6 protein-coding genes are annotated in these 11,632 nt (G+C 70.3%); 4 read left to right on the top strand and 2 right to left on the bottom strand.

Annotated features, from left to right (window positions below; genetic code table 11):
- Positions 1-52: 52 nt before the first annotated feature.
- Complete coding sequence (gene glgX, locus SB751_RS11640) at positions 53-2,242, top strand: glycogen debranching protein GlgX (protein ID WP_144196858.1); 2,190 nt, start codon at positions 53-55, stop codon at positions 2,240-2,242.
- Positions 2,239-4,434, top strand: coding sequence for a 4-alpha-glucanotransferase (malQ, locus tag SB751_RS11635; RefSeq protein WP_410748066.1), 2,196 nt, complete (start codon positions 2,239-2,241; stop codon positions 4,432-4,434). The genes glgX and malQ overlap by 4 nt, the downstream gene beginning before the upstream one ends.
- A 34-nt stretch (positions 4,435-4,468) precedes the next feature.
- On the opposite strand, the gene SB751_RS11630 is transcribed toward malQ, so the two are convergent.
- Both SB751_RS11630 and SB751_RS11625 read right to left on the bottom strand, forming a co-directional pair.
- Positions 4,469-6,370: a PAS domain S-box protein gene (locus tag SB751_RS11630; RefSeq protein WP_410748065.1), complete on the bottom strand. Its 1,902-nt coding sequence runs from the start codon at positions 6,368-6,370 to the stop codon at positions 4,469-4,471.
- A gap of 325 nt (positions 6,371-6,695) precedes the next feature.
- Positions 6,696-6,878, bottom strand: coding sequence for a hypothetical protein (locus tag SB751_RS11625; protein ID WP_092301406.1), 183 nt, complete (start codon positions 6,876-6,878; stop codon positions 6,696-6,698).
- Positions 6,879-7,005: 127 nt separating this feature from the next.
- On the opposite strand from SB751_RS11625, the gene SB751_RS11620 reads away from it, so the two are divergent.
- Together SB751_RS11620 and glgA are read left to right on the top strand one after the other, a co-directional pair.
- On the top strand, positions 7,006-9,612 hold the full coding sequence (locus SB751_RS11620) for a glycogen/starch/alpha-glucan phosphorylase (protein WP_410748064.1): 2,607 nt from the start codon (positions 7,006-7,008) through the stop codon (positions 9,610-9,612).
- 380 nt (positions 9,613-9,992) lie between these two features.
- Entirely contained in the window at positions 9,993-11,618 is a 1,626-nt protein-coding gene (glgA, locus tag SB751_RS11615) for a glycogen synthase GlgA (RefSeq protein WP_410748063.1), read from the top strand.
- Positions 11,619-11,632: the final 14 nt, after the last annotated feature.

Below are 11,632 nucleotides of genomic sequence, written 5' to 3'. Positions count from 1 at the left end.
GACCCCATCATCACGAGCCACCCAGAAAAACCAGAACAAAGGAGCCATGCACATGGCGATTGCCACCATCGACCGTCTGCTGCCCGGCAAGCCCTACCCCCTTGGCGCGCATTGGGACGGCCTGGGCGTCAACTTCGCGGTCTTCTCCGCCAACGCCACACGCATCGAGCTGTGCCTGTTTTCGCCCAATGGCCGCAAGGAGATCCAGCGCCTGTCGCTGCCCGAATGCACCGACGAGGTCTGGCACGGCTACCTGCCGCTGGCCCAGCCCGGCGTGCTGTACGGTTACCGCGCCTACGGCCCCTACGAGCCAGGCAGGGGCCAGCGCTTCAATCCGCACAAGCTGCTGCTGGACCCCTACGCGCGCCTGCTGAGCGGCCCGGTGCGCTGGTCCGACGCGCTGTTCGGCTACCGGCTCAACAGCCCGCGCGCGGACCTGACGCCCGACCGCCGCGACAGCGCGCCGATGATGCCGAAGGCCGTGGTTGTCGACGAGAGCTTCTACTGGGGCGATGACCGCCCGCTGGACCGGCCATGGCCGGAAACCTCGATCTACGAGGTGCATGTGCGCGGCGCGTCCATGCTGCGCGAAGACCTGCTGCCGCACCATCGCGGCACCTTCGCCGCGCTGGCCGATCCGCGTTTCGTCGATCACCTGCACCGGCTCGGCGTGACGGCGGTGGAGCTGCTGCCGATCCACGCCTTCCTGCAGGACCGCTTCCTGGTGGAGCGCGGCCTGCGCAACTACTGGGGCTACAACACGCTGGCCTTCTTCGCGCCGGAGCCGCTCTACCTGTCCGCCAACGAGCTGCACGAGGCCAAGGTGGCCATCCGCCGGCTCCACGCGGCGGGCATCGAGGTCATCCTCGACGTGGTCTACAACCACACCTGCGAAGGCAACGAACTGGGGCCGACCATGTCCTGGCGCGGGCTGGACAACGCCAGCTACTACCGCCTGATTCCGGGCGACGAGCGCTACTACATCAACGACACCGGCTGCGGCAACACGCTCAACCTGTCGCACCCGCGCGTGCTCCAGATGGTGATGGACTCGCTGCGCTACTGGGTGGAGGCCTTTCACGTGGATGGCTTCCGCTTCGACCTGGGTAGTACGCTGGGCCGCGAGGCCACCGGCTTCGACCCCGGCGCGGGCTTCTTCGACGCCCTGCTCCAGGACCCGGTGCTGTCGCGCGTGAAGCTGATCTCGGAGCCGTGGGACCTCGGCCCCGGCGGCTATCAGGTGGGCAACCATCCGCCCGGCTTTGCCGAATGGAACGACAAGTTCCGCGACAACGTGCGCCGCTTCTGGCGCGGCGACGCCGGCCAGCGGGGCGAACTGGCCGCGCGGCTCACCGGCTCGGCGGACCTGTTCGACCGCCGCCATCGCAAGCCGTGGGCCAGCGTCAACTTCATCACCGCGCACGACGGCTTCACGCTGGCCGACCTGGTCAGCTACCACAGCAAGCACAACGAGGCCAACGGCGAGGACAACCGCGACGGCAACGACGACAACGCCAGCGCCAACTGGAGCCCGGACGGCAGCGTGGAGGGCCCCACCGACGACGAGCAGATCCTGGAGACCCGTGGCCGCGTGGCCCGGGCGATGATGGCCACGCTGCTGCTCTCCCAGGGCACGCCCATGCTCACCGCCGGCGACGAATGGGGCCGCAGCCAGCAGGGCAACAACAACGCCTACTGCCAGGACAGCCCGCTCTCGTGGCTGAACTGGGAGGACGCCGCCAACCCCGCCAACGCGCCGATGATGGCCTGCGTGAGCCAGTTGCTGGCGCTGCGCCGGCAGGTGCCGATGCTGACCGAGAACCGCTTCGTGCACGGCCGCTCGCGCCCGGCGCCCGGCGTGCCGGACATCGCGTGGTTCGGCCCCGATGGCAACGAGCTGTCGCCCGAGCAGTGGGCCAATGGCGAGGACCGCACGCTGGCGCTGCGCCGCGCCACGCACGGCAACGGCGAGGACGAGGTGGCCGTGATGCTGCTGTGCCTGAACGCCAGCAATGACGACGTGACCTTCCGCGCGCCGGCCCCCGGCGAGGACTGGCGCGTGCTGTTCGACAGCGCCGCGCCGGACGCCGGCGAAAGCCCGCTGCCGAACGGAGAGGGTGGAGAGGGTGGCGAGGGTGGCGAGGGTGGCGCCGGCCAGCCCAGCTACACCGTGGTGGCCCACGGCGTGGCCCTGCTGCTGGCCAGCGTGCCGAAGGCCCGCAAGGAGGAACCCCCGCGATGAGCCACGACGCCGACGCCCTGCTGCGGCTGGCCGAGCGTGCCGGCCTGCAGGCCCAGTGGCGCGATGCCTGGGGCCGGCCCCAGGCCCTCACCGAAGATGCCCTGCACGCGGTGCTGGCCGCGCTCGACCTGCCCTGCGACACGCCCGGCGCCTGTGAATCCTCGCTCGCGCGGCTGGCCGCCGACGACGCCGCCCATCCGCTGCCGCCGCTGCTCACCGCCGACCAGGGCCAGCCCGTGGCCGTGCCGTGGCCGCACACGCTGGCGCAGCGCCCTTATCGGCTGGAACTGGAGGATGGCCGCGTGATCGAGGGCATCGCCCGGCGCAATGCGGACGGGTTGATGGAAATCCCCCCGGTCGCGGACTGGGGCTACCACCGCCTGCTGCTGGGCGATGTGGCCACCACGCTGGCCGTGGCGCCGCCGCGCTGCTACGGCGTGGCTGATGCGCTGGCCGCCAATCCAGGCGCCGTGCAGGCGATCAAGCCGTGGGGGCTCTCCGTGCAGCTATACAGCCTGCGCCGGGACGCGCCCACCGGGCTGGGCGACCTCACCACGCTGGCGCTGACCTGCGAGGCGGCCGCGCGTGAAGGCGCCGACGCGGTCGCCATCAACCCGCTCCACGCGGGCTTTGCCGGACTGCCGGCGCGCTACAGCCCCTATGCGCCGTCGAGCCGGATCTTCCACAATGCGCTCTACGCCGACCCCGCCGCCGTGTTCGGGCAGGACGCGGTGGATCAGGGCATCGCGGCGCTGAACATCGGCCACCGGCTCGCCGCCGCCGAGGCGCGCGATGAAATCGACTGGCCCACGCTGTCCGTGGCGCGCCATGCGCTGCTGCGCTGGCTGTGGGACCGCCACGACACGCTGCTTGGCGCAGACGCCCAGCAGGCCTTCGCCGCCTTCCGCGCGCGGGGCGGCAGCGGGCTGCTGGCCCATGCCTGCTTCGAGGCCATCCAGGCCAGCCTGCTGGCGCAGGCGAGCAATGACGATCAACGACAAGCGGCATCCGACTGGCGCCAATGGCCGGTCACCCTGCGCTCGCCAGGCAGCCCGGCCGTGGCCGCCTTCGAGACCCAATATCCGCAGGAGATCGGCTATCACGCCTTCCTGCAATGGCTGGCCGCCCACGGGCTGGAGACCGCCCAGCAGCGCGCGCGCGCCGCCGGCATGGCCGTGGGGCTGATCGCCGATCTCGCCGTGGGCACCGACCCCGGCGGCAGCCACGCGTGGATGCGCCAGACCGAGATCCTCAACGGCTTCCACGCCGGCGCGCCGCCAGACGTCTACAACCCGCTCGGGCAGGACTGGGGCGTGGCGGTGTTCTCGCCGCGCGGGCTGCGCCGCAACGGCTACGCCGCCTTTGTCGAGATGCTGCGCGCCAACCTCGCCCATGCCGGCGGGCTGCGCATCGACCACGTGCTGGGGCTGGCGCGGATGTGGCTGGTGCCGGCCGGCGCGCCGGCCACGGCGGGCGCCTACCTGACCTATCCGCTGGATGACCTGCTGCGGCTGGTGGCGATCGAATCGTGGCGGCAGCGCGCCATCATCATCGGCGAGAACCTCGGCACGGTGCCGGAGACGCTCAACACGGCACTGGCCGCGCGCGGCGTGATGGGCATCGACGTGCTGTGGTTCGAACGCCAGCCGGCGGACGAGGATGGCGAAGACACGGAAATCCCCGCCCCCTTCCTGCCGCCCGGGCAATGGCCCGCCCAGGCGGTGGCCACCACCACCACGCACGACCTGCCGACCATCGTCGGCTGGTGGGCCGGAAACGACATCGCCTGGCGCGCGCGGCTGCATCAACTGGGCGAGGGGGAGACCGAAGCCGGCCTGATGGCGATGCGCGCCGCCGAGCGCACGGCGCTGTGGCGGGCCATGTGCGCGGGCGGCGTGGTCGATGATGTCGATGTGGTCGATGGTGCCTATGGTGCCTATGGTGCCTATGGTGCCGAGCCCGACGCGGCGTCCGCCCCCGTGGAAGCGGTGCTGCGCTGGCTGGCCCGCGCCCGGACCCCGCTACGGCTGGTGCCCGTGGAAGACCTGCTAGGCGCCGCCGAGCAGCCCAACCTGCCCGGCACGGTGAGCGGGCATCCCAACTGGCAGCGCCGGCTGGACGCCGATGTGCGCGAGCTCTTCGATCATGCGGAGGTGCGCGTGCGCGTGGCGGCGGTGCGGGGGGATGGCTGAGATGGGCGTGGTTGGCAGGGACGGCCTCGTGACATCACTCCGCCCCATCCCCCGCCAGCGCGCGGCACAGCGCGTCGATAGACAGCGGCTTGACGAGGTGCGCGTCGAAGCCCGCCGCCAGCGTGCGCTTGCGGTCGTCCGAGGTACCGTGTCCGGTCAGGGCGAATATGCGCGTGCCGGTGCCATCGGTGCCATCGACGCGGGCTGTGTTGGCCGGATCGGGCCGCAGCACCGCCAGCACCTCGAAGCCGTTCATGTCCGGCATCTCCAGGTCGAGCAGCACCACGTCCGGGGCAAAGCCGCGCACCAGCTCCAGCGCCTGCGTGCCGCTATAGGCCGGGCGGGCCTCGTGGCCGAGCACGGTCAGCAGTTCGGCCATGCTGTCGGCGGAGTCCGCGCTGTCATCCACGATCAGGATGCGCAGCCCGGTGCAATCGGTGGCCGCCGCGCGCGGCACGGTGGCGCCGTCCATTTCCACCTCCGGCAGGATCACGGTGAAGGTGCTGCCGCGCCCCAGCCCGCCGCTGCTGGCCTGGATGGCGCCGCCATGCGCCTCCACCACGGCACGCGCCAGCGCCAGGCCGATGCCGAGCCCGCCGCGCTCGCCATCGTCGCCCTCCTGCGCGAACAGGTTGAAGATGCGGTCCAGCGCCTCCGGCGCGATGCCCTGCCCCGAGTCGCTGATGGCCGTGATCACGTTGCCGCCCTCGGTGGCCACGTGGAGCGAGACCGCGCCGCCGCGTGGCGTGTACTTGGTGGCGTTGCTCAGCAGGTTCAACAGCACCTGCCCCAGCCGGCCCGCATCGGCATTGACGAAGACCGGGCCGGCGGGCAGCGTGAGCGAGAAGCTCTGCCCCGCCGCCTCCAGCGCGGGCCGGATGGCTTCCACCGCCGACGTGACGATGTCGTTGACCATGGTCGGCACCGGCTGCACCTTGAGCTTGCCCGTGGTGACGCGGCCCACGTCCATCAGGTCGGTGACCAGCCGCGTCAGCAGTTGCAACTGGCGGCCGATGATCTCGGCGCAGTGGCGGATGCGCGTGTCGGTCGAGGGCGTCAGGCGGATCACGTCCACGGCGTTGCGGATGGGCGCCAGCGGATTGCGCAGCTCGTGGGCCAGGATGGCCAGGAAGGCCTGCACGCGCCGGCCGGCGCCCTCCAGTTCCTCAAGCCGGGCCATGTCCGACATATCGCGCGCCGTCCACAGGATGCCCACCGGGCAACCGCCGGCATCGCGCAGCAGCGCCTGGCGGATGTGGCAGCGCACCAGCGCGCCGTCCTGCCGCTGCAGGCGCGCCTCGCCGGTCCACTGGCCGTTGGCGCGCACCTCGCCCAGCGTGGCGAGATCATGGCCGCTGGCCACGTCCTGGCGCGAATACAGCAGCGAGACCGGCCGGCCCACGGCCTCCTCCGCGCTGTAGCCGAACAGCGCGGCCGCGCCGCTGTTCCAGACGCGGATCTCGCCATCGAGGCCGAGTTCGCACACCGCCTGCTCGTGCAGCGTATCGAGCAGTTGCTGGTGGCGCGCCTCCACCTCCCGGGTGCGCTCCTCGGCGGCATAGCGGATGGTGATATCGCGGTAGACCACCGTGAAGCCGTCCTGGCCCCCATCGGCATCGGTCATCGCCTGGATGACCACGCTGGCATAGAACGCGGTGCCGTCGCGGCGCACGCGCCAGCCGCGTTCCTCGGCCCGGCCCAGCGTGCGGGCGGTGTCCAGCAGGCGCGCGGGCTCGCCGGACTGCACCGATTCGGGGGTATGAAAGCGGGCGAGCTGGCAGCCGGTCACCTCTTCTGCGGTGTAGAGCAAGGCACGTTCGGCGGCATCGCTCCATGTACGGACGCGCCCCTCGGGAGTGAGATCGAAGATGGCGACGTCATCCAGCGCGGCGAGCCAGGCACCCGCGCGCGCGGTCTGGGGTGCCGTGCCACGCATGGCCCCCGCAGCGGCAAGGCCCCCCTCCCCGATGGATGCGAGATCCGGCGTCTGCCGATCCGGCATAGGAATTCCCTCTCTGATGGCGTTGTCGTGATTATTCTTGGAAGCCAGGCTGAACAGGCTGAAGGCCAGGGGTGCGCCGGAGCCGGCAACTGGCGCTTCCATCATAGACGGTGCGCCCGCCCGCGCCATGGACGGGCGCCCACGGGCACCTTTACCTTTATCTTTATCTTTGCCGGCAATCCATGCAAAACCGCCGTCGGCGGTGAACCAGGCGGCGGTGAACCGGGCGGCGGTGACCGCGGTCTCTCGGCAATGGCAATCAGTAGTTCTCGACCGGCGGCTCGTCCGATTCGCTGTTGTGCCGCTTCACAGACGGCGGCACGGGATGCTTGTCAGGCAGGTTGCGCGCGGGTTGATCCCCTTTTTCCTTGTTGTGGTCGGGACACTGGTCGGGCCGGCGGTCTGGCCGGCGCGCGGGATCATGCGGAATATGGTTCGACATGCTGGGGGCCTCGTCGTCGCAGGAAATGGGTAGAACACCCAAGGGTAGGACACCCACGGGTAGACACCCATGACAAGGCAGCAGTTTCCATACCAGCCTGCTTTTTCAGCCTTTCAGGAGCCAAGTGATGAACGAAGCATCCCGGCTGCGGCCAGCACCCTCTGGTCCCTCCGCGGCCGCCGAGCTGGCGGACGACACCCGGACGTCGATGTCCAGCGCCACCATCCGGCGCGCCTTTCTCGATCACGTGTTCTACACCCAGGGCAAGCTGCCCGGCCACGCCAGCGGCAACGACCTCTACCAGGCGCTGGCCCACACCGTGCGCGACCGCCTGGTGCAGCGCTGGATCAGCACGGCCGAGGCCTACCAGAGCCAGCCATCGCGCACGGTGGCCTACCTGTCCGCCGAATTCCTGATGGGGCCGCACCTGGGCAACAACCTCGTCAACCTCGGCATCGTGGAGGCGGTGCGCGGCGCCATGGCCACGCTCAACCTGGACCTCGACCACATCCTCGCGCAGGAGGAGGAACCCGGCCTCGGCAACGGCGGCCTGGGCCGGCTGGCGGCCTGCTTCATGGATTCGCTGGCCACGCTGGAGATTCCGGCGCTGGGCTACGGCATCCGCTACGAGTACGGCATCTTTCACCAGAGCATCATCGACGGCATGCAGGTGGAGAGCACCGACACCTGGCTGCGCAACGGCAATCCGTGGGAGATTCAGCGCTCCGAATGGGCGGTGGAGGTGCGCCTCGGCGGGCATACCGAGCACTACACCGACGACCGGGGCCGCTACCGCGTGCGCTGGGTGCCGGCCAAGACGGTGGTGGGGGTGCCGTTCGACTCGCCGATCCTCGGCTACCGGGTCAACACGGTCAACACGCTGCGGCTGTGGCGCGCGGAGGCCACCGAGGCGTTCGACTTCCACACCTTCAACCGGGGCGATTACCTGGGCGCGGTGAACAAGAAAGTGACGTCGGAGAACCTTACCAAGGTGCTCTACCCCAATGACGAAACCCAGCAGGGCAAGGAGCTGCGGCTGGAGCAGCAATACTTCTTCGTGGCCTGCTCGCTGCAGGACATGCTGCGCCTGCTCGCCACCCAGGGCCTGCCGGTCACGCGCTTCCACGAGAAGTTCACGGTACAGCTGAACGACACCCACCCGGCGGTGGGCATTGCCGAGCTGATGCGGCTGCTGATCGACGACCATGGCCTGGCCTGGGACGAAGCCTGGCACATCACCCGCCGCGCCTTCGCCTACACCAACCACACCCTGCTGCCGGAGGCGCTGGAGCAATGGCCGCTGCCGCTGTTCCAGCGCATCCTGCCGCGCCACCTGGAAATCATCTACGAGATCAACGCGCGCTTCCTGGACGAGGTGCGCATCCGTTTCTATGGCGACGAATCGCGGCTGGCGCGGCTCTCGCTGATCAGCGAGCATGGTGAGCGCCACGTGCGCATGGCCCATCTGGCGTGCGTTGGCAGTCACACCATCAACGGCGTGGCGGAGCTGCATTCCCGGCTGATGCGCGAGGACGTGCTCAAGGATCTCTACGAGATGTGGCCCGAGAAGTTCACCAGCATCACCAACGGCGTCACCCCGCGCCGCTGGCTGGCGCTGGCCAACCCCCGGCTGACGCGGCTGGTCAGCGAGGCCATCGGCGACGGCTGGATCAAGGATCTCGGGCAGATCCGGGCGCTGGAGCCCTATGCCGACGACCCCTCTTTCAGGGAGCGCTGGCAGGCCGTGCGGCGCGAGAACAAGCAGGACCTGGCCCGGCTGGTGCGCGACGCCACCGGCGTGGTGGTGGACCCCAACTCGATGTTCGACGTGATGGTCAAGCGCATCCACGAGTACAAGCGCCAGCACCTGGCCGTGCTCCATATCATCGCGCTCTACCACCGCATCAAGTCCGATCCGCACGCGGACGTGCAGCCGCGCACCTTCCTGTTCGCCGGCAAGGCCGCGCCCGGCTACCACTACGCCAAGCTGATGATCCGCTTCGTCACCTCGGTAGCGGGCGTGGTCAACCGCGACCCCCAGGTGCGTGACCGCCTGAAGGTGGTGTTCCTGCCCAACTTCAACGTCACCCACGGCCAGAAGATCTACCCCGCCGCCGACCTCTCCGAGCAGATCTCGCTGGCCGGCAAGGAGGCTTCCGGCACCGGCAACATGAAGTTCGCGATGAACGGCGCCATCACCATCGGCACCATGGATGGCGCCAATATCGAGCTGCGCGACGCCATCGGCGCCGACAACTTCTTCCCGTTCGGCCTCAACGCGTCCGAGGTCTACGCGCTCAAGGCCGCGGGCTACCACCCCTCCACCTATTACGACAGCAGCCCCGAACTGCGCGCCGTGGTGGACCTGATCCAGCACGGCTTCTTCTCGAAGGGCGACGCCGCCGTGTTCCGCCCCCTGTTCGACGGCCTGCTCCAGCACGACCCCTACCTGCTGATGGCCGACTTCGCCTCCTACCTGCACTGCCAGCAGCAGGTCTCGGCCGCCTACGGCGACCCCGAGCGCTGGCAGCGCATGTCCGTGCTCTCCAGCGCGCGCTCCGGGCAGTTCTCGTCCGACCGGGCGATCGAGCAGTACTGCAAGCGCGTCTGGCACGCGCAGGCGGTGCCGGTGTGCCTGCTGCACCGGTCGAGCGGGCAGGTGCAGGGCGCCCGCCGCGCGGAGGCCGACGGCATCGGCACCTTCAGCGAGCGCTGCGGGGGCAGCGGATCGTAAATGCTCTCAACGGCGGCGGGCGCGGTAGTTTCTACAAGCGGGCGGGCACCTTATACACAACCCGGCCCCGCCGGGCCGCCCGCCCCGCCGCCAGCCCCCCGCCGGCCACGACGCGGCGCGCCCGTCACGCAGTGCAGCATGCTGGCACGGAGTTCGCATTGCTGAAGCCGCGCGATTTTCTGGCGCCCTTCGCATCCCGGGTTGTTCGCTCGCCATCCGCCGGCTTCTGACTGCGCGGGTCGGTGGTCCCGGTGGTCCCGGTGGTCTCATTTGCGACGGCGCCCTGCGCAGGCAAGACAAGAAGAACGAACCCGGCGCATGGCGGCAGGCAAGCCCGCCCGCGCGTTCGTTTCCAACCGACCTGGAAGCGGAGTCTCATCTTGAACGCGAACATCCTGTTTGTGGCGGCAGAGGCGCATCCCCTGGCAAAGACCGGCGGGCTGGCAGATGTGGTGGGCGGACTGGCGCAGGCGCTGCATCAGCGCGGCGCCGATGTCACGATCCTGATGCCCGGTTATCCCCGGGCCATGGCGGCGGCAAAGCACCTGCGCAGCCTCGGCGCGATCCGGCTGCCGATGGCGCTGCCGCCCGGCCACAGCCCGGCGCGGCTGCTGGAGGGCCAGGCGCCGGACAGCGGCGTGCGCGTGGTGCTGCTGGACTGCCCATCGCTCTACGACCGCCCCGGCTCGCTCTATGTGGACGCCACCGGGCGAGACTTCTGCGACAACGCCCAGCGCTTCGCCGCGCTGGCCCACGCCGCCACACTGGTCGCCGCCGGCGAGACGCCGCTGCCCGCGCCCCAACTGGTCCACGCGCACGACTGGCATGCGGCGCTCACGCCACTGCTGATGCGCGCGCGCGGCCTGCCGGTGCCCACGGTGGCCACCATCCACAACCTCGCCTTCCAGGGTGTGTTCCCGATGGAATGCGCCCCCGCGCTGGGCCTGCCGCCGGCCTGCCTGACGCCGGACGGCATCGAGTTCTGGGGCAAGCTCAATTTCCTGAAGGCCGGCATCCGCTACGCGGACCGCGTGAGCACGGTGAGCCACACCTACGCGCGCGAGATTCTTACCGAGCACTTCGGCCACGGGCTGGATGGCTTGCTGCGCCACCGCGCCGACGTGCTCGGCGCCATTCCCAACGGCGTGGACACGGACGCGTGGTCGCCCCACGCCGACCGCCTGCTGCCGCAGCGCTACGACGCCCGCGACCTCGCCGGCAAGCGCGCCTGCAAGGCCGCGCTCCAGGCCCGCCATGGCCTGCCGCAGGCGCCGGACCTGCCCCTGATCGCCATGGGCAGCCGGCTCACGCACCAGAAAATGGCCGATGTGGCGGTGCTGGCGATGGAGGCCGCGCTGCGCCGCCATGACGATGTGCAGTTCGTGGTGCTGGGCTGCGGCGACCCGGCGCTGGAGGCGGCGTACCGCGCGCTCGGCGCCCGCCACCCGGACCGCGTGGGCATCTCCATCGGCTATCGCGAAGAAGACGCCCACCTGCTCCACGCCGGCGCGGACGCCCTGCTGCACGGCAGCCGCTTCGAGCCGTTCGGTCTCACGCCGGTCTACGCCATGCGCTACGGCACGGTGCCCATCGTCTCGCGCGTGGGCGGCATGGCCGACACCGTGCGCGACGTTGGCGAAGTCGGCGAGGACACCGCGCCCGCCCCACGCGCCACCGGTATCGTGTTCGATGGCGAATCGGTCGAAACGATGGGCGCCGCCATCGCGCGCGCACTAGACTGGTTCCACCGCCCCCGCCACTGGCGCGCGATGCAGCGCGCCGGCATGCAGACGGAGTTCGGCTGGGGGAGCCCGGCACAGCAGTATCTGGCGATGTACCGCGCGCTGGCGCCGGCCCTCGCCAACATGCCTGCCCCCGTGCCTGCCGCCGTGCCCGCCCTGCAGCCGGAAGCCATGGCGGCTCCCGCCGCGCGCCCGTCGCGCGTCCGCCGTCCCTCCCCGACCACGCCTGCCGTGGAACCGGTCACATCGGGCCTGCCGGCCTGAAGGTAGCGCACCAT

This window comes from Cupriavidus sp. SIMBA_020 (assembly GCF_046535395.1).
Classification (GTDB): domain Bacteria; phylum Pseudomonadota; class Gammaproteobacteria; order Burkholderiales; family Burkholderiaceae; genus Cupriavidus; species Cupriavidus campinensis.
This window is presented reverse-complemented; position numbering and strand designations above follow the sequence as displayed.

Excerpts from the sequence above, each read along its gene's own strand:
- glgX (WP_144196858.1), top strand. The coding sequence starts at position 53 with ATGGCGATTGCCACCATCGACCGTCTGCTGCCCGGCAAGCCCTACCCC.
- malQ (WP_410748066.1), top strand. The coding sequence starts at position 2,239 with ATGAGCCACGACGCCGACGCCCTGCTGCGGCTGGCCGAGCGTGCCGGC.
- SB751_RS11630 (WP_410748065.1), bottom strand. The coding sequence starts at position 6,370 with ATGCGTGGCACGGCACCCCAGACCGCGCGCGCGGGTGCCTGGCTCGCC.
- SB751_RS11625 (WP_092301406.1), bottom strand. The coding sequence starts at position 6,878 with ATGTCGAACCATATTCCGCATGATCCCGCGCGCCGGCCAGACCGCCGG.
- SB751_RS11620 (WP_410748064.1), top strand. The coding sequence starts at position 7,006 with ATGAACGAAGCATCCCGGCTGCGGCCAGCACCCTCTGGTCCCTCCGCG.